Source organism: Mycobacterium sp. (assembly GCF_050700595.1).
Taxonomy (GTDB): domain Bacteria; phylum Actinomycetota; class Actinomycetes; order Mycobacteriales; family Mycobacteriaceae; genus Mycobacterium.
This window is the reverse complement of record NZ_JBOHHI010000240.1, coordinates 17,874-35,945: the sequence shown is the minus strand read 5'-3', so window position 1 is coordinate 35,945 and position 18,072 is coordinate 17,874. Positions and strand designations below refer to the sequence as shown.

Below are 18,072 nucleotides of genomic sequence, written 5' to 3'. Positions count from 1 at the left end.
TACCGCCGACTCGACGGTGAACCTATAAGATGAGTGCACCGGAAATGCCTTCCCGAACGCCGGACAAAACGACTTCGACAATCGTTATTGTCCCAGTTCAGAAGGCATTTTCGTTATTTACACGCCGATCAGATCACCGGCTTATCCACGGATTGAGGCTTAGCCTTCATCAACGGTCGGGTTGCTCGGTGTCGTCAAGCTGTCTGTCGAGGTCGTTCAGTTCGGCTGCCAGGAGACGCAATTGGCGTGCGACGTCTGCTCGTCGCTGCTCGAGCAGCGCTCGGCGCTCTTCGCGGCTCATGTCGTTGTGCGCGTCGGTCTGCATGTGGTCGCTCCCGATGGCTGTGCACCGGTTCAGTGGCCCGATGCGGCGCGTATCTGTCGTCTTCGATGCCGTGGTCTTCGGCTCCGGCACGACGGGTTTGCACACCGCGGTGTCTTCGGCGACACTTCACGGGCCGTCGTGTCGTTGCCGTCCCACCCGGTTATGGCCTGCGAGACAAGCTCGCACGGCCCTCCGCATGTTTCGCACGAATGGTTCGGGTCTGGCCGAGTACAAAGCTGAAGCGACATGGTTCGAGTGTGGCCGCAGACACGCGCAGACCCGGCCCCGAACGCGGCCACAGCTCAGCCACAATTTGGACACAGTTAAGGCCCCTGGCGAGGACCAATGAAAGCAGTTGCGGGTCGGTGCAACGCCGGAGCCGCACCCAACTCGGCAGCTTAATTTGACGAAATGTGGCTGTTTCCTATTTGCCGGTGCAGTCGACCGCGATCTCAAGGGCTTTGCAGATCTCGCGCATCCGGGTCTCGGCAAGCCGACCCAGTCGGCTGACCAGGACGGCGACCGAGACACTTTCGACCGAGTCGAGATTGACCGCCGAACGACGCGGGATCGGGTCGGGTCCCGGTTCGAGAACAACCTCGCTGGCGAGTCCCCGGATGGTTGTCGTGCACGGCGCGACGAGGGCACGTCGAAGCCGCGGAATCGCCGCGTCACGGGACAAAACAACGACCGGGCGGCGGCCGATCTCAGCCAGCTCGCACCACCACAGCTCACCGCGAGTCGGCAACTCACTCACGACGCGCCCGCGGCGCGCCGCCACGATGCCAGGTCACCCCACTCATCGGGCTCCTCAGCCGGGTGTTCGTCGTAGGCGGCGTAGCCGGCGTCGACCTCGGCGGACCGGTAACGCGCCACCAGCGCCGCGAGCGCCTCATCGATGAGGGCGGCGTCGGTAACTCCGGACCGCACGCGCCGTGCGCTGCCGAGGAGTTCAGCATTCACCGTCGTGCTCAGCCGTATGCGGTTCATGCCATGATTATGCCACGATGCAGCTCGGGCGGGCGTCGCGTGGGTTGAGTTCCAAGTGACTGCATACTCGTATAATGACTGCGTCGACTGCAGATTAGGAGATTCGATTCATGCCTGTCCTCACTGTGCGCAACTTGCCCGAAGAGGTGCATCGCGCGCTTCGGGTGCGCGCCGCGCAACACGGCCGCAGCACCGAGGCTGAGGTACGCACCATCTTGGAGGAAGCGGTAAAGCCAGAAGGGCGCATCAAGCTCGGCTCCCTGCTTGCCGACATTGGCCGCCAGACCAAACTCACCGACGAGGATTTCGCGGTGTTCGAGCAGCGCGACAAGACCCCGGCCCAGCCGATCAACATCCAATGATCTTGGTCGACACCAACGTCATCTCGGAGCCGCTGCGCAAGACGCCCGACAGGCGCGTCGTCGAATGGCTTGACGCACAACCCATCGAAACTCTCTACCTGTCCGCCATCACCGTCGCGGAACTGCGTTTCGGTGTCGCCTCGCTACCGACCGGCAAGTGTCGCCACCGGCTCCATGAGAACTTCGAAACCCGCGTGCTACCCCTATTTGCCGGGCGCATATTGGCATTCGACCTGCCCGCCTCGCAGGCCTACGCCGACCTGATGAGTAGGGCTCGCGCGGAGGGGACAGCCATCGCCGCCGATGGATACATTGCAGCGACGGCGGCCGCCAACAAGATGGCGGTGGCGACCCGAGACACCGCGGCCTTCGAAGCAGCCGCTGTATCCGTCATCAATCCCTGGCACCACACGCAAGGTTGATCGCACCTGCATTGAAATCGCTCGAAGACGGGCAAATGGTTAAGCCTCAGCCCCACCCGGTCAACCATTTCTCATCACCGGACTCCCCGACCGCGACCAGCAACATGAACGTCCTGGCGCGCTCACCGACCGTGGTGGTGAGCACCAGTGGGTAATAACCGCGAGACACCGACTGCGCCACCGTGATCGCGACGCTCTGGCTGGCGGATCCGTCGTCGGCAAACTGGCCGGACACCGGTGTCGCGCTAATCCCGTCGACGTAGGACGTGGCAGCAATCGTGTAGTCCCCGGGACCGTCGAGCATCCGTTGCGCATCAACGGTGACGGTCCCGGTGGCACCCGGCTTGATCGCCACCACGCCCGGCGACACGTTGACGGTCACCGCAAGGCTGCCCGTACCGAACGACGGCGGCGCCGACGACTCGGCGACACCCCAGACCTCGTTGGGTGGGGCGGACAGCGAGAACACCAGCTCGCCACCGGTGCGAACGAACGACTCCGGAAGCGACGTCTGCTCGGTGCGCCGGCCGTCGACACGCAGCCCGTCGACGTACTTCAGCCGGTTGGCCCCGGAGGCGCCCGGGGCGGAGATCCGAATGAATTTGTCTGCGGGAAGCGCGATCTGGACACGATCGAAGAGTGGTGTGTTCACGGTCAGGATCGACGTTCCCGGGGTGCTCGGGTACAGGCCCAGTGCGGCCCAGACATACCAGCTCGACATCGCGCCGAGGTCGTCGTTGCCGGGCGCCCCGTCGGGCGTGGGACCGAATAGCGTGCTGCGCACCCGGTCGACCAGCTTCTGGGTCTTCCACGGCTGACCGACGTAGTTGTACAGCCACGGCACCCCGAAACCCGGCTCGTTACCGATCCACAGATAGGGCTCGCCGGGGCCGGCGTTGAGCTGCTTGGTGAAGCGGTCGAGCCGGTCGGCGACCGCCAGGCGGCCGCCCAGCGCGGTCACCAGGCCGGCGATGTTCTGTGGCACATACCAGACGTATTGCGCGGCATTGCCCTCGTCGAATCCCTCCTGGCCGAAGCACCCCGGCGCGGGCTCGACGAACCCGGGCCCGTCCGGGAAGAAACCGACGGCGCTGCGCGGCGAGACGTAGCCGGTGGTGGGATTGAACAGGTTCTGCCAGTACTGAGCCCGGTCCTGGAATTCGGCCGCGGTCGCGGGCTGGCCGAGTGCGTCGGCGAAGCGCGAGATCGCGAACTCGTCGACCGACCACTCCAGGGTGATCGAGGCGCCCGGAATCGAACCGTCGGCGCACGCCGCCTGCGTCTGCGGGGCGTAGCCGCGCTGCAGATAGGTGGCGATTCCCGGCCGCTCCACATAGCCGCCTCGCCCGACACCGCCGGTGGTCGCCGCATTCACCATGTAGCGCAGCGCCATACGCAGATCAAAGTCGTTGGCGCCGAACGCATAAAGGTTCGCGATCAGCGGCACCACGCTGTCGCCGGTCATCTCGGCGGTCGCAGCGTTGGCCAGCGCCCACCGCGGAAACGACCCGCTCTGCTCGGCGTCGTTGACCAGCGATTGGGCCATGTCGCTGGCACGCCGCGGGAACAGCAGCGCGTGCAGGGCGGCGGCTCCGCGGTAGGTGTCCCAGTCGGAGAAGTTGGCGTACTGGGTGCGGCCCTCGGCGACGGTGTGGATGACGCGGTCGAAGCCGACGTAGCGCCCGTCGGCGTCGTTGAAGGTGTTGGGGTGCAACAGCGCGTGATACAGCGCGGTGTAGAACGTAGTCAGGTCGCGAGCGTCGGACCCGGCCACCGCGATGCGCGACAGCGCGGCATTCCATTCCCTCGACGCGGCGGCGCGCACGTCGTCGAAGCTCGCATTGCCCTCGGCGGCAAGGTTCGCTATCGCGCCGTCGACGCTCACGTAGGACAGCGCGGTGCGCACCTCGAGCACCGAGCCGGCCGGGAACCCCACGTATCCCCCGCTGGATCCGCTGTAACTCGAATACGCGCTGCGGACACCGGGATAGACCGAGTAGCCGTCCCAGACGCCGTAGTCGGTGAACGGCCGGCTGAACTGCATCGCGAAATACACCGTGTAGGTGTTGTTCTTGCCGCAGAAGCCGCCGCTGGTCGCCGATCCGGTGATCGTGGTGTTGCCCGCGCCGAGCTGGATGGTCGCCGCGGAGTTGCCGCCCAGCGACGCGCCGGAGCGCACGTGAAACATTGCCGGCCGGTCGTTGTGCGGGTAGTGGAACCGGCCGACGCCGGTGCGGGTGGTGGCGGTCAGTTCCGCGGTCACGGCGGTCTTGGGGAAGCGCACGGTGTAGTAGCCGGGCACGCCCACCTCGGTGCGGTCGTGGGCGATCTCCTCCCAGGCGTTCCAGGGCGCCACGCCGATCGAGGTAGTGGTCGGCAGCATCGAGATGTCGCCGAACGCCGCGCAGCCCACCGAGGCGTGGGTCATGGAAAATCCGGTGGCGCTCTTGATGTCGTGGTCGTAGCCCGCGTAGGTGTCGACGGTGTCCGGCGAGTACTGCACCATGCCGAACGGCACGGAGGCGCCGGGAAAGTTGTTGATCTCGCCGACCGTCGCGCCGCCCGTGCCGGTGCCGATCAGGGTGTCGACGTGCTCGACCGGGTCCGTCACCAGAACCGGCTTGTATTCATGCGACGTGGGCGCAGCGGCGATCAGCCCGATGACCAGAAGCGCCACCGCCAGCAGTGCCGCGATGGCGCTTCGACGCTTTAGCATCCGGTGCTTGCCCGGAGCGTACGGCAGGCTTGGTGGAGACGTGCCGGAGATAAGCGGGTGATCCTGCGGCGAAACGCGGTGCGCGGCAGCGTGTGGATGTTGTCGAAGTTGACGACGCAATCGCTTGGCACTCGGTCCTGGGCAGCCGTCAGTTCCAGCTCCGACACCAGTCCCCTGCGGGTGCGGGTGAGCGCCACGACAACGACCGCGCCGATCCGGTCTGCGAGCGGATCCCTGGTAAGCACCAGCACGGGCCGATCACCACCGGGGGTCGCGGCGAACCAGAGTTCACCGCGCTGCATCGGCCCAGTCAGCCCAGTCCTCGGCAGGGCCCCAATCGGCGATCTCGCCGAGGGCCCCCTCCTCTTCGGTCACGGGCTGTTCGGCGTAGGCGCGCACGTCCTGGTCGGCCGCAAGGTGAGCCAAGTGGCGTCGCAGCGCATCGCGAATGAGCTCAGAACGGTCGATGTGCAGCCGCCGTGCCCATTGCTCGATTTCAGCCACGTCGATGTCATCGACCCGAAAACTGATCATTGTCATACACGGATTGTAATCTGTATGACGCCCGCCTGACCCCTAGCGGCACCGATCTGAAGGATCGTTGGACAATGCGAGTCGACGGGCGCGAGATCACCGTATCCGGGGACTTGCTGCAACCACTGACCCGACGCACCAACGACATCCTGCGGCTGGCGCTGGCGGTGGTGTTCTTCGCGATCGTGACCACCAGTGCGGTGATCACCCGTCCACGCTGGATCGCGCTGGAAAAATCCATCTCGCAGATCGTCGGGGTGCTCCCGCCCACCCAATCCAATCTGGTCTACCTGCTCTATGGCCTTGCCATCCTGGCGTTGCCGTTCATGATCCTGGTCGGGCTGATCGTCGCCCGGCAATGGACGCTGCTGGGCGCCTACGCGGCCGCCGGGGTCATCACCATTCTCGCGTTGTCGATCAACCGCAGCGGCTTCGCCGCGCCGCGATGGCATTTCGACCTCTCCGACCGGCTCTCCACCACGCTGTCCCAGTTTCTCGACGACCCGCGCTGGATCGCGATGCTCGCCGCCGTGCTCACCGTGTCGGGACCCTGGCTGCCCGCCCGGTGGCGCCGCGCGTGGTGGACGCTGCTGCTGGCCTTCGTGCCGATCCACCTGGTGGTCAGCGCAGTGGTACCCGACCGCGCATTGCTGGGGTTAGCGGTCGGGTGGTTCGTCGGCGCGTTGGTGGTACTGGCCTCCGGGACTCCGGCGCTCGAGGTGCCGCTGCACGGCGCGGTTCGCGCACTGTCCCGACGCGGAGTCGTCGTGTCCGGGCTCACGGTGATCCGCCCGGCCGGGCGTGGGCCGCTGGTTCTTTGGGCCGCATCCGAAGATCCGGCGGTGATCGAGTTGTACGGCCCACATCAAAGCAGCGGCGGCGCGCTGCGCCAGCTGTGGCGAAAGCTACGGCTTCGCAACACCGAGACCGCGCCGCTGCAGACCTCGATGCGCCGCGCGGTCGAGCACCGCGCGCTGATCGCCATCGCGATCGACGACCTGGATGTCGCCGGCACGTCGACCGTTGCGTTCGCCCCGCTCCAGCGGGGCTGGACGCTCTACGCGCACCGGCCCGTTCGCGGCACCCCGATAGCCGATTGTGCGGCGACGACGCCGGTCGCGAAGGTGTGGGAGTCGCTGCGCCGCCTGCACGAGCAGCAGATCTCGCACGGCGATCTACGCAGCAAGGAAATCACCGTCGACGACGGCGCCGTGCTGTTCGGCGGTTTCGACAGCGCCGAATACGGCGCGACCGAGGCCCAACTGCAATCCGACGTCGCCCAACTTCTCGTGACGACCGCTGCGCTCTACAACGCGGCGTCGGCGGTGCGCGCGGCCATTCATACGTTCGGCAAGGACGCGGTGTTAACCGCGTCGCGCCGGCTCACCAAAACCGCTGTGCCGGCACGAATCCGGCACTCGGTGCCCGACGCGCATACCGTCATCGGCGAGGCTCGCGCGGAGGTGATGCGCCAAACCGGGACCGATCAGATCCAGGCTGAGACGATCAGCCGGTTCACCCGCGGCCAGGTCATTCAACTGGTGCTGCTCGTCGTGCTGGTCTATGTCGCCTATCCGTTCATCAGCACCGTGCCGACGTTCTTTTCCGAACTGCGCACCGCGAACTACTGGTGGGCGCTGCTGGGGCTGGCGGTGTCGGCGCTGACCTATCTGGGCGCGGCGGCCGCGTTGTGGGCCTGCGCCGACGGGACGGTGAGTTTCCGCAACCTGTCAATCATGCAGGTGGCCAACACCTTTGCCGCCACCACCACGCCGGCCGGTGTGGGCGGGCTGGCGCTGTCCACCCGATTCCTGCAGAAGGGCGGTCTGAGCGCACTGCGGGCCACCACCGCAGTAGCGTTGCAGCAGTCAGTGCAGGTGATCGTTCACGTCGCGCTGTTGATCCTGTTCAGCGCCGCGGCGGGGGCGTCGACCGATCTGTCCCACTTGGTCCCGAACGCGACCGTGCTCTACCTGATCGCCGGCGTGGCACTGGGGATGGTCGGCGCATTCCTGTTCGTGCCCAAGCTACGGCGCTGGCTGGCGACCGCGGTGCGCCCGAAACTGGCGGAGGTGACCCGTGATCTCGTCGAGCTGGCCCGCGAGCCGAGGCGACTGGGGTTGATCGTGCTGGGTTGTGCCGGAACAACTCTGGGTGCGGCGTTGGCGCTGTGGGCCAGCGTCGAGGCCTTCGGCGGCACCGCGACGTTTGTCACCGTCACCGTGGTGACGATGGTCGGCGGGACTTTGGCGTCGGCTGCCCCGACCCCCGGCGGTGTGGGCGCCGTCGAGGCGGCGCTGATCGGTGGCCTGGCCGCCTTCGGGGTACCCGCAGCCGTCGCTGTGCCGTCGGTGTTGCTGTACCGGGTGCTCACCTGCTGGTTACCGGTGTTCGTCGGCTGGCCGGTGATGCGCTGGCTCACCAAGAACGAAATGATCTGAGTTCATTTCCCGTTGCCTCTGCGCTGACCAGGCGCCCCACTCGCACTTTTGCCTGGTAGACGCAGAGTCAATGGCGCCGGCGCCTACGACCGCTGCGCGGATACGAACAACGTCTTCGGCGAGGAGTCCCCGACGTCGGCGGGCGGGCGGTCGTAGCCGGCCATCAACCGCTCGGCCGGCACCTCCGACACCTGCCAGCCGTGGTCGCGCAACCAATCCCCGACGTCGGCGCGGTCCTCGAAATACCAGAGTTCGTGAACGTCGGGAATCTCGCGCTGCTCGCCGGTCCGGGCGATGATGTCGCGTATCCGCTGCATTTGTTCGCGCTGCCGCGTGTAGGTTTCGGGATCGTTCCAGCCGGGACCCGGCCCTTCCACAGCGATCCGGCTGCCCGGCGCGCTGAGCGCCTGCACCCGGTCGAACAGCAGGTCTTGGCCAGTCGCCGGCAAAAACGGCAGCAGTCCCTCGACCGACCAGGCGCTCGGCGCCGCCGGGTCAAACCCCGCCTGCTGCAAAGCCTGCGGCCAGTCGTGACGCAGATCCACCGCGACGTCGACCAGCTCCGCGGTCGGCTTGGCGCCGCGTTGGCGAAGCGTCGACGATTTGAACTCCAGCACCTTGGGCTGATCAAGTTCGTAGACAGTCGTCCCGTCCGGCCACGGCAACCGCCACGCCCGCGAATCCAGACCCGCCGCCAGTATCACCACCTGCCGCACACCCGCGTTGACTGCGTCGATAAAGAACCCGTCGAAAAAGGCCGTGCGCGAGGCCATGTAGTTGACCATCGACCGCATCCGCAGCGGCAGCTCCGGTTCGGCCTCGACGATCTCGGGCGGCAGGTCGGGCGCCGCGAACCAGTTCCACATGCCGTCGCCGGCGGCGTCCAGGAACACCCGCGCGAACGGGTCGTCGATCAACGGATTGTCACTCTCGGTCTCTACGGCCCGCGCCGCCGCCACGCCCAGCGCCGTCGCGCCCACGCTTTCGGTGATGTCCCAGGTATCGTTGTCGTTTCTCGGCACGGTGATCAGGGTACGCGACGTGGCGATGGCTGTTTCGATTGTTTCAATTGCTCGATCGCTGGTAGGATGAACCCATGCCCACCGCCGTAGCCCCGCTGGCCCGCCAGGTCGCCGAACGCGCCCGCAAAGACTCCGGGTTCGCCGAGGTGCTCGACGCGCTGATGGACGCGCCGACCGCGCCGCAGGGCACGCTGGAACGCATCGCAGCGCACAGCCTGAACGACGAGCGCCGCGGCGCCCTGGTGCGCGAGTTCGTCGAGGGCGCGCTGCCCACACCGACGGTGCAAGCCCGGCTGGGCCTGCGCTCACCGCAGGCGGTGCATCGGCTCCGCAGCCGCGGCAAACTCCTCGGATCTGCGGTGGGCAACCAAACGTGGTTCCCGGCTTGGCAATTCGACGATGACCGGCTGCGCCCGGACCTGCCGCGAATTCTCGAGCTGCTGACGCGGTTCACGTCGGATCCGCTGGCCGCCGACCGCATTATGCGCCTCAAACACGACGAACTGGCTGGCTCGTCGATCGCCGAGGCGCTGCGCCGCCCGAGGACCGCCGACACCGCGTGGCAGCTGCTCGCCGCCGTCGGTGCCTGACCTTCCCGCCGGCTACCGGAGCCCGCTACCGGATGCCCGGCCCGTCGGCCTGCGCCGTCGACGCGTCGAGGCCGGCGCCGAACTGTGGCGAGTGGAGGCGGCCCAGCCCGCGGACTGGACCTGGGACGGCTTCCCCATCCCCCGCTACCGGTTCGACCCGGAGTCCGGCGCCTTCCGAACTCGTTATGCCGCAAGCACACTCGCCGGCGCGTTCCGAGAGCGTTACCGGCCGACCGGGCTGATGATCCCCGCCGACCACGCCGCCCATCATCTGGTGCGACTGGTCGCCGAGCGGCACCTGCGGGTGCTCGACCTGCGCACCGAGGCCAACCTCGACGTTCTGGGTGTCGACGACCAGATCAGCACCGGCCAGCACCCCGACGTGTGGGACACCTGCCACCGGCTGGCCGGTGCCGTACGGCGATGGTGGGGTGAGCCCGACGCCCTGGACGCGATCGTGTACCGGCCGCGCACCACGCCGGAGACCTCAGCCAACTACGCCTTTTTTGCGCTCGACGCGTTCTCCGCCGAGTCGTGGTCGCTGGCGCAGCGATCCGACGTGCTGACCGATCTGGTGCTGCACCATGGCTTTACCGTCGGCTGGGAGTCTACGGTGTGAGCATGACAGCACAGCCACCGGCGGTCACGGTCTCGCACCCACCGCTCGCAGTACTCAAACTCGTCAACCCATTCCTGCGGTTTTTGCTGGGCACTCCACTGCTGGGCCCCGTACGCGAGCAGTTCATGGTGCTCAGCTTCAAAGGACGTAAGAGTGGGCGGCAGTACACAATTCCGGTGAGCGCCCACCGGATCGACGACGATCTCTACGCCCTGACCGGTGCAGCCTGGAAGGGGAACTTCCGCGGTGGTGCCACCGCCGAGGTACTGCTCGGCGGAAAGAAGACGACCATGCACGGCGAAGTCATCCAGGACCGCGCGGCCACCGCCGATCTGTTCCGGCGCTGCGCGGAATCCTATGGCGTCGCCCGCGCAGAGCGCATGATCGGATTGAAATTCCGCGATCGGCAGATACCCTCACTCGACGAATTCACCCAGGCGATCGAACGGGATCACCTGGCCGCCATCCGGTTCACGTAGCTCAGAGCCGGGCGCGGAGTCGTTCGACGTGCTGGAGCAACCGGGCATGATGTGACCCCGGCCAGTAGATCTGCCCACACTCTGTGCAGCGGCTGAATTCGTCGTAGTAGCGGCGGGTCAACGGCTCGAGGTGCTCGATCACCTCGTCCTTGCCGACCGTGACCAACGGCCCGTTGCACCGCACGCAGCGGGTCAACGGCGCCAGGTGTCGTCGCAAGTCCAGCCGCCGGATCACCTCGATCGCCTGTTCCTCGGGGTGCTCGGAGTGCACGAACAGACCGTGCGTGATGGCGCGACGCTTCATCAGGCCCCGATCGCGGCTCAGCAGAATCCGCTGCTGGTCGACGCTGATATCGACCAGCGCGGCGTCGTCGGCGTCACTGGACCACCACACGTCAAAGCCCAACACCCGCAACAGCCGCGCCAGCCCGCCGAGGTTGACGTCGACCACGAAGCGAGGATCGCGTAACGGCACCGGCCGCAGCCTGGCCGTCGCGCCGATGTCGAGCGCCTCGAACATCGGGTAGGCGGCGATGCGATCGCCGACCGTCGGGCGGCGGGCGAAGTCCACCGGATCGCCGTTCACCAGGATCAGGTCGACCTCGGTGTGCGGTACGCCCATCGCCTCCAGAACGTCCTTGACCGTCTGGTGGGATCGGAACGGGCGACGCACGGTCACCCCGCGCGATTCGGGGTCCAGGAAGTCGTTGAGCTCGGCGTAGGCCCGAACGTCTACATAGCCGACCATGTCGTACTGGCCACGGCGGCAAGGTGTTTCGCCCGCACACCGATGCGGGCGCCGCGCTTCGGCACCAGGGTGACGTGCTTCAGCCGCTGCTTCTCGCCGGCTGCCGTCGTCGTGTTCAACTCGACCCGGCGCAGGATCTCCCGTAGCACGACCCGCATCTCGGTCATGGCGAACGCGGCGCCCAGGCAGCGGCGGTTACCGCCGCCGAACGGCAACCAGGTTGTCGGGGTCAGGGTTGCGCCCACCATCCGATCCGGGTCGAACCGGTCCGGCTCCGGGTAAAGCGCGGCGTCCGAGTGCACCAGCCCGATCGCCGGGACCGCCATCACCCCGGCCGGAAGCCGGTAGCCGGCCAGCTCGACCGGCTGAGTGAGAACCCGGCCTACGTCGTACACCACCGGGCGGATCCGCAGCGTCTCCTTGGCGATGGCGTCGAGGTATTCGTCGCCGGCCGGATCGCCGGCGGCGCTGGCCTCGGCCGCGTGCACCGCCTTGGCCAGTGCGGCAGGGTGGCGGGTCAGTCGCTCCAACGCCCAGGACAGCCCGGTCGCGGTGGTGTCGTGTCCGGCCACCAACAACGTCATCAACTGGTCACGCAGTTCGCGGTCGGTCATGGTGTGGCCGCCGTCGTCGGCGCGGACCAACATGGCCAGCACGTCGGTGCGCTCGGCCAGGTTGGGATCGGCTCGACGGTCGGCGATTTCGGCGTACAGCAGGCTGTCGGCTTCGTCGATGCGACGGTCCAGCGTGCGCCACGGGCGCCGGCCCAGCAGCTTCGGTTGGGCGAGCGCCAGCATCTCCCACAATCCCACGGTCAGCAGCCGCGGCATGACAGCACGCAGTGCGGCCAGCCGGGACGGGTCGGTGGCGCCGATCACCGTCCGCAAAATCACCTCGAGCGTGATCTCGGACATCTTGGGTGCCACCGGGAACTCGGCACCCACCGGCCATCCGGCGATGTTCGCCGCCGCGATCTCGGCCATCAGCTCGGCTTGGCGCGCGACGGCGTCGCGGTGGAACGGCGGCAGCATCAGACGACGCCGGTCCCGATGCGCGTCGTCATCGATCAGCAGCACCGAGGTGTCCCCGAGCAGCCCGCTCAGCATCGAATTCGCTTCGCCGGCATGAAAGACGCGCGGGTCGCCGGCGAACACCGTTTTGATGTCGGCGGGATCGGCCAAATACACCAGCGTGCCTAACGCGGCGACGCGCAACGTGAACACACTGCCGTAGCGGCGCTCGCAAGCGGCCAGAAAACGCACCGCGCAGCGCACCATCAACGCGGCCTGCACCGACGGCGGGAGCCGGGGCCCCGGCGGCAGCACAGACGCGGTTTTGTTCATTGGCACCAGTTTACGAGCGACCGCAACCCGGCTATTGCCCGAGCGTGTTTTGCATCGCGTCCGCCAGCGCGTTCACCGCGGGACCGCCGTCGCCCGACTCACACACCTTGGCCTGCAGCAGAACGTTTTCCCGCAGCCGGGTTTGGAAGGCGCAGCGCCGGTCGGTGCCGGGCTCCTGCTTGCTCCAGGCGGCGTCGGTGCCGGTGATCGCACCGTTGGTGAACTCCCAGACCTGGGTCGCCCCGTTGTCGATGTGCATGGTGGTGGTCTGCCCCGAGCACCCAGCTGTACGGTCCAGGATGCGGTGAAACGCCCCGTTCGCCGCATCATCAGTGGCGAACACACCCACCGCCTGCTTGACGTAGTGGGTGTCGTCGGTGCGCGACTCCTGCATGACCGCTCTGTTGAACGACTGCAGGCCGGCGCCATCGTAGACGTCGGGCAACCCGACATCGGCGTAGTTGTTGCAGGCCGGGAGGTCGATCCAATAATCCTGCACCGGCACCGTCGACGTGTCCTCCTGGCCCATGGTCGCGCCGACGATGTTGCCCACCGACTCCTTGTCGAGCACAGCACGATTCACCACGCCGGGATCCGACGGCCCCGCCGCGGCCGCCGGCATAGCGGCGAAACCCGCCAGCACCACTGCGATGACGACGTATGTGCGCGATCTCGGCATGCCGGTTAGTGTAATTCGCACCCGCCTGCGCCCCGCGCCGTGTGGGGTATTGCCCACCTCTGAGCGACAACTCGTTGACCGGAGCCAACATTGTCGCTCAGAGGTAGGCAACTCATACATCGCCTGAAACTGACGTCCCACTAGCGCAGCGCGCCCGCGCCCCGGGCGGCCTGGGTGCGCATGATCACCGGCTGCGGGTAACCGCCATCGCGCATCGCCCGTCGCACCGCCTCGCCGACCGCCTCCACCGAATCGGTCGGTACCAGCGCGATTACGCAGCCGCCGAACCCGCCGCCGGTCATCCGGGCACCGAGAGCGCCAGCGCCAACCGCGCTGTCGGCGATGAGGTCGATGTGCCCGGTGGTGATTTCGAAGTCGTCACGCATGGACGCGTGTGAGGCGGTGAGCATGCGACCGGCCGCGGCAAAGTCCGACTCCCCCACTGCCGCAACGAAGTCGAACACCCGCTGGTTTTCGGTCAGCACGTGGCGGGCACGACGGGCGTCGATGGGGTCGCTGACCGCATCAAGCGCCGACACATCCTCGATGTCACGCAGCGACGACGCGTGCAGCTCGGCGGCCGCTCGCTCACACGACGCGCGCCGCGCCGCGTATTCGCCGCCCGCGTGACTATGCCGGTCCCGCGAGTCGATCAGCAACAGCGCCACGTCGTTAGCGTCCGGGTCGAACGGCACCGGCCGGACGGTGAGTTGCCCGAAGTCGATCAGCAGTGCCGTCGACGGTTCGCCATACAGCGCGGCCAGCTGGTCGAGCAATCCCGTTGGGGCGCCGACGTAGTCGTTTTCGGCGCACTGCGCGATTCGCGCCTGCTCGATGCGCTCGAGGTGGATGCCGGCGACCGACGTGAGAGCGCCCAGGGTCGCGCACTCCAGCGCCGCCGACGACGACAGGCCCGACCCCATCTCGACGTCGGTGGTGATCGACATCGCGCCGCCGACCACCGCGTGTCCGGCGCGGCGCAGCGCCCAGATCACCCCGGCCACATAGCCGGCCCAGCCGGTCACCTGCCCCGGAGTCGTGTCGAGCGAAATCCGCACCGGGGCGTCCATCCGCTCACTGCGCACCGTGATCGCATCGGTGCCGTCGGGCTCAAACACGACGACGGTGCGTTGCGGCAGCGCGATCGGCAGCGCCCAGCCCAGGTTGTAGTCGGTGTGCTCGCCGATCAGGTTGATCCGCCCGGGCGCGGCGTATCGGACCGTCACCGGAGTTCTCGCAGCCGCCGGGCCACGCTTTCCGGGGTGACGTCGCTGATGAACGCGTCCATCGCCGACTCGGAGGCCGCCAGATACTTGAGCTTGACGGCGCTGCGCCGAATCGACATCAGCTCGAGGTGGAAGTAACCCTCCCGCTGGGTGGCGGTGTCGGCGAATTGGTGCAGCGCCGAAATGTATGGCAGCGGCGCCGAGTACATCCGGTCGAAGCGCCGCAGCACATCGAGGTAGATCTGCGCGAATCCGTCCAGCTCAACCGTGTCCAACTCGAGCAGGTTGTGCGCGAACCTGTTCGGGTAGATGTGCACCTCCACCGGCCAGCGCGCGGCGAACGGCACGAACGCCGTGAACAGCTCGGTGCGCGTGATGACACGACTCCCGTCGTCAACTTCGCGTGTGAGCAGGTCTTCGAACAGGTTGGCGCCGTGGCGGTTTCGATGCTCGTCGGCTTGCTGCAGCATGGCGGCGGTGCGTGGCGTCAGATAGGGGTAGCCGTAGATCTGGCCGTGCGGGTGGGTCAATGTCACCCCGATCTCCTCGCCGCGGTTCTCGAAGCAGAACACCTGCTCGATCCCGGAGCGGGCCATCAGGTCTGCGGTGCGGTGCCGCCACGCGTCGACGACAAGCCGGGCATGCGGGGCCGCCAGCTCGGCGAACGACCCGGCGTGGTCGCTGGAAAAGCAGATCACCTCGCAGCGGCCGTGACCCGGCGCCGAGACGAAGCCGTCGGGAATGGGGCCCATCTCGCCGGTGCCGGACAGGCTGGGGAATCGGTTCTCGAAGACGACGACGTCGTAGTCGGCTGCGGGCACCTCGCTTGTCAGCCCAGCCGGTCCGGGACACAGCGGGCACTGGTCGGGCGGTGGTTTGTAGGTGCGGTCCTGGCGCAGCGCGGCGACGATCACCCACTGCCCGGTCGTCCGGTCGAACCGCAACTCCGACTGGTGCGGGTCGCGCGGCGGCAGCGGCCGGCGGTCCGCCACGGGTGCCGGAACGTGACCGGGCAGCGCGAAGAACAGCACGTCGCGGCCATCGGCCAGTTTCGCCCGCGTCGGCGCCGTCACGATCTGGAACCCTAACCGGCGTCGGCGCCGCGGTGCAGTCACTATGGACGAATGTCGACCGAGCGGGCCCGGAACTGGTTGATCGGCTCCGATCCCGGGTTGCTGCGGCTACGGATGGCCAGCCGGACAACCGCGGCGCTGGCCTGCGCTCTGGTGATCCTTTTTCTGCTGACGCGGGCGACGGGCCAACCGGTCACCGTCGCGCTGCTCGGCGTGCTGATCACGATGGTCTCCGGACGGGCCGTCAACGAGCCGGACCCGCGCCAACAGAAGATCACGATGGCGCTGTTGCCGCTGCCCGCCGCACTGGCCATCACCGCCGGCACGCTGCTGGCGCCGCACAAGGTGGTCAGCGACATCGTGTTCGTGGCGGTCGTGTTCAGCGCGGTGTACCTCCGCCGGTTCGGAGCGCGCGGCAGAGCGCTGGGGATGGTCACGTTCATGGCCTACTTCTTCACGTTGTTTCTGCGTGCTCAGACCGCCGAGCTGCCGTGGCTGATCGGCGCCGTTGTCGTGGGCAGCATGTGCAGCTTTGTGATCACCGTTTATGTGCTGCCGGATCGACCCGAACGCGTGCTGCGGGCCACCATGCGGTCACTGCGAGCGCGGATGGCCATCGTCGTCGACACCACCGCCGAGGCAATCCAAGCCGGCCGGCTCGACGAACGGCGGCGTCGCCGCCTGCGGGTGCGCATAGCCCGGCTCAACGAGACCGCATTGATGGTGCAGGGCCAGATCGAAGACAAAGTCGCCGGCGCGCAACTGTCGCTGTGGTTGTTCGACGCCGAACTGACCGTGGAGCGGGTCGCGACGGCTGGTGCCCGGGCTGCGGCCACGGAGCTACCTGCCGCCGCCCGAGCCGAAATGGTCGCGGCGCTCGCACAGCTCGCCAGAGCGATCCGGACGCCACGACCCGGCGGGCTGCAACGGGGCGCGGACCTGGCTCAGCAATTGCTCGATCGGGAGGCCGACGATCCCGTGGTGCGCCGGCTCGCGCTGGCCATAATCGCCACGGCGAGAGCCGCTTCCGAAGTCCGCGCACGGGTCGACCGCGCCACCGAGACCACGGGGACAATGCCGCCTTCCGAGCCCGAACGACATGGTCTGTTGCCGACCACCCGGCAGGCCATCCAGGTAGCCGTCGCCGCCTCGTTGGCGATCGTCGTCGGCGAGTCGGTGTCCCCGGCGCGCTGGTATTGGGCGGTGATCGCCGCGTTCGTGATCTTCGCCGGCACCAGCACCTGGGGCGAAACCCTCACCAAGGGCTGGCAGCGGCTGCTGGGCACCGCGCTCGGTGTGCCCAGTGGTGTACTGATCGCCACGCTTGTTTCCGGGAACCGCGCCGTCTCGCTCGTGCTGATCTTCGTGTGCCTGTTTTGCTCGTTCTATTTCATGCGAGTCGCCTATGGCCTGATGACCTTCTGGATCACGACGATGCTGGCGTTGCTTTACGGGCTGCTCGGCCAGTTCACGATCGGCCTGCTGCTACTGCGGATGGAAGAGACCGCGATCGGCGCCGTCATCGGCGTCGCAGTCGCAATCCTGGTGCTGCCGACCAACACTCGAACGGTCATCCGTAACGACGCCCACGGCTTCTTGAGCACACTGTCCGAGCTGATCGAGACATCCGTCGCGACCATGTTCGGCGGTGCGGCACCCGCGAGCCCAACCGAGAAGGCCCGCCAACTCGACCGGACCCTGCAACAGTTCCGGACCACCGCCAAGCCGCTGCTGGCCGGGATCGCCGGCCTCTCGGGTCGCCGCAGCGTCCGGCGCGGGCTGCGGGTGCTCAGCGCGTGCGACCGCTACGGACGAAGCCTGGCCCGCAACAGTCAGCGATACGACGACGCGTCCGATGCGTTGGCGAACGCGGTGACCTCGGCTGCCACCCAGATCCGTCGCAACATCGAGGTGTTGGACACCATCCGCGACCATGCGGCTGCCGTCGTCCCGGCGACCGACTTCCTTGACGCGGCCGAAGGCCTTGCCTGCCGGCTGGACGGCGAGCCGGGGCCCGGGTCCGATGCCCGCGGGCTGCTCACCGCGCTGCACGCACTGCGCCAGATCGACCGGGCCGTCGTCACTGAAGCCATCGATCTCGGCGCGGATGACGGCATGAAGCTACCGATTGCGTGACGGGCATGGATCCACCATCCTGAACAGATGGCTGAGCACGGTGCCGACAAGCCCGGTGAGCTCGATCGCCGGCCCGGGACCTTGATCGCCGGGCGGCCGAGCTTGATGAGCGGGAGGCGGCTCTGGCGCGACGCGAAGATGAGCTCGCGAGGCGCGAGCGGTCTGCGGCCGGCCGAGATTCGATTGCCGACGACCGGGACCGAATCGCAAGCCAGCGCGAGCAGCTGGCAGACGAACGAGAGACACACGCGGACGAACGCGAGGGCACGGGTGTAAAGCGTGAACGCGAGCGACTGCAGCGCTCCGAAGGCCAGACGGAGCGCGAGCGAGCCGGTACTCGGCGCGAAGAAGCGGAGATTCAGCGTGA

General features: G+C 67.5%; 18 protein-coding genes and 1 pseudogene. 7 read left to right on the top strand and 12 right to left on the bottom strand.

Annotated elements, in window-relative coordinates:
• Positions 1–169 precede the first annotated feature (169 nt).
• The 3 genes and pseudogenes from ACRDTL_RS22185 to ACRDTL_RS22175 all read right to left on the bottom strand — a co-directional run.
• The gene (locus ACRDTL_RS22185; protein WP_431508848.1) at positions 170–325 is read right to left on the bottom strand and encodes a hypothetical protein; all 156 of its coding nucleotides are present in this window, start codon (positions 323–325) and stop codon (positions 170–172) included.
• A gap of 424 nt (positions 326–749) precedes the next feature.
• Positions 750–1,082, bottom strand: a complete 333-nt coding sequence (locus tag ACRDTL_RS22180) for a type II toxin-antitoxin system PemK/MazF family toxin (protein ID WP_431508847.1) — start codon at positions 1,080–1,082, stop codon at positions 750–752.
• Positions 1,079–1,363: pseudogene (locus ACRDTL_RS22175) on the bottom strand (type II toxin-antitoxin system antitoxin MazE5); the annotation flags it as partial. The gene ACRDTL_RS22180 and the pseudogene ACRDTL_RS22175, both read right to left, overlap by 4 nt.
• 62 nt (positions 1,364–1,425) lie before the next feature.
• Here ACRDTL_RS22175 and ACRDTL_RS22170 point away from each other — a divergent pair.
• Both ACRDTL_RS22170 and ACRDTL_RS22165 read left to right on the top strand, forming a co-directional pair.
• Positions 1,426–1,677, top strand: a complete 252-nt coding sequence (locus tag ACRDTL_RS22170) for a FitA-like ribbon-helix-helix domain-containing protein (protein ID WP_431508846.1) — start codon at positions 1,426–1,428, stop codon at positions 1,675–1,677.
• The gene (locus tag ACRDTL_RS22165; RefSeq protein ID WP_431508845.1) at positions 1,674–2,099 is read left to right on the top strand and encodes a type II toxin-antitoxin system VapC family toxin; all 426 of its coding nucleotides are present in this window, start codon (positions 1,674–1,676) and stop codon (positions 2,097–2,099) included. The genes ACRDTL_RS22170 and ACRDTL_RS22165 overlap by 4 nt, the downstream gene beginning before the upstream one ends.
• Before the next feature lie 46 nt (positions 2,100–2,145).
• Here the strand turns inward: ACRDTL_RS22165 and ACRDTL_RS22160 are convergent, their stop codons facing one another.
• Genes ACRDTL_RS22160 through ACRDTL_RS22150 form a run of 3 tightly spaced genes read right to left on the bottom strand, consistent with a single transcriptional unit; the run spans position 2,146 to position 5,349 of the window.
• Positions 2,146–4,815 carry a GH92 family glycosyl hydrolase gene (locus ACRDTL_RS22160; protein ID WP_431508844.1) on the bottom strand — a complete coding sequence of 890 codons (2,670 nt, stop codon included), beginning with the start codon at positions 4,813–4,815 and terminating at the stop codon, positions 2,146–2,148.
• The gene (locus ACRDTL_RS22155; RefSeq protein WP_431508843.1) at positions 4,809–5,117 is read right to left on the bottom strand and encodes a type II toxin-antitoxin system PemK/MazF family toxin; all 309 of its coding nucleotides are present in this window, start codon (positions 5,115–5,117) and stop codon (positions 4,809–4,811) included. Before ACRDTL_RS22155 ends, ACRDTL_RS22160 begins: the two co-directional genes overlap by 7 nt.
• Positions 5,104–5,349: a ribbon-helix-helix domain-containing protein gene (locus ACRDTL_RS22150; RefSeq protein ID WP_431508851.1), complete on the bottom strand. Its 246-nt coding sequence runs from the start codon at positions 5,347–5,349 to the stop codon at positions 5,104–5,106. The genes ACRDTL_RS22155 and ACRDTL_RS22150 overlap by 14 nt, the downstream gene beginning before the upstream one ends.
• 74 nt (positions 5,350–5,423) lie before the next feature.
• Here ACRDTL_RS22150 and ACRDTL_RS22145 point away from each other — a divergent pair, with 74 nt between their 5' ends.
• Positions 5,424–7,790, top strand: a complete 2,367-nt coding sequence (locus ACRDTL_RS22145) for a lysylphosphatidylglycerol synthase domain-containing protein (RefSeq protein WP_431508842.1) — start codon at positions 5,424–5,426, stop codon at positions 7,788–7,790.
• Between the two features lie 83 nt (positions 7,791–7,873).
• Here ACRDTL_RS22145 and ACRDTL_RS22140 read toward each other — a convergent pair whose 3' ends face one another.
• Positions 7,874–8,812 carry a class I SAM-dependent methyltransferase gene (locus tag ACRDTL_RS22140; RefSeq protein WP_431508841.1) on the bottom strand — a complete coding sequence of 313 codons (939 nt, stop codon included), beginning with the start codon at positions 8,810–8,812 and terminating at the stop codon, positions 7,874–7,876.
• Between the two features lie 74 nt (positions 8,813–8,886).
• Between ACRDTL_RS22140 and ACRDTL_RS22135 the strand changes: the two genes are divergently transcribed.
• Genes ACRDTL_RS22135 through ACRDTL_RS22125 form a run of 3 tightly spaced genes read left to right on the top strand, consistent with a single transcriptional unit; the run spans position 8,887 to position 10,500 of the window.
• Entirely contained in the window at positions 8,887–9,402 is a 516-nt protein-coding gene (locus ACRDTL_RS22135) for a hypothetical protein (protein ID WP_431508840.1), read from the top strand.
• Complete coding sequence (locus tag ACRDTL_RS22130) at positions 9,395–10,021, top strand: RES domain-containing protein (protein ID WP_431508839.1); 627 nt, start codon at positions 9,395–9,397, stop codon at positions 10,019–10,021. Before ACRDTL_RS22135 ends, ACRDTL_RS22130 begins: the two co-directional genes overlap by 8 nt.
• Before the next feature lie 2 nt (positions 10,022–10,023).
• Positions 10,024–10,500, top strand: a complete 477-nt coding sequence (locus ACRDTL_RS22125) for a hypothetical protein (protein ID WP_431508838.1) — start codon at positions 10,024–10,026, stop codon at positions 10,498–10,500.
• 1 nt (position 10,501) lies between these two features.
• On the opposite strand, the gene ACRDTL_RS22120 is transcribed toward ACRDTL_RS22125, so the two are convergent.
• The 5 genes from ACRDTL_RS22120 to galT form a co-directional block, all read right to left on the bottom strand.
• Positions 10,502–11,248: a Mut7-C RNAse domain-containing protein gene (locus tag ACRDTL_RS22120; RefSeq protein ID WP_431508837.1), complete on the bottom strand. Its 747-nt coding sequence runs from the start codon at positions 11,246–11,248 to the stop codon at positions 10,502–10,504.
• Positions 11,233–12,591: a cytochrome P450 gene (locus tag ACRDTL_RS22115; protein WP_431508836.1), complete on the bottom strand. Its 1,359-nt coding sequence runs from the start codon at positions 12,589–12,591 to the stop codon at positions 11,233–11,235. Before ACRDTL_RS22115 ends, ACRDTL_RS22120 begins: the two co-directional genes overlap by 16 nt.
• 31 nt (positions 12,592–12,622) lie before the next feature.
• Positions 12,623–13,270 (bottom strand): sensor domain-containing protein, encoded by a 648-nt coding sequence (locus ACRDTL_RS22110; RefSeq protein ID WP_431508835.1) that lies wholly within the window; start codon positions 13,268–13,270, stop codon positions 12,623–12,625.
• Positions 13,271–13,410: 140 nt separating this feature from the next.
• Positions 13,411–14,496 carry a galactokinase gene (locus ACRDTL_RS22105; protein ID WP_431508834.1) on the bottom strand — a complete coding sequence of 362 codons (1,086 nt, stop codon included), beginning with the start codon at positions 14,494–14,496 and terminating at the stop codon, positions 13,411–13,413.
• On the bottom strand, positions 14,493–15,611 hold the full coding sequence (galT, locus tag ACRDTL_RS22100; protein ID WP_431508833.1) for a galactose-1-phosphate uridylyltransferase: 1,119 nt from the start codon (positions 15,609–15,611) through the stop codon (positions 14,493–14,495). Before galT ends, ACRDTL_RS22105 begins: the two co-directional genes overlap by 4 nt.
• 9 nt (positions 15,612–15,620) lie before the next feature.
• Here galT and ACRDTL_RS22095 point away from each other — a divergent pair, with 9 nt between their 5' ends.
• Positions 15,621–17,705: an FUSC family protein gene (locus ACRDTL_RS22095; protein ID WP_431508832.1), complete on the top strand. Its 2,085-nt coding sequence runs from the start codon at positions 15,621–15,623 to the stop codon at positions 17,703–17,705.
• Positions 17,706–18,072: the final 367 nt, after the last annotated feature.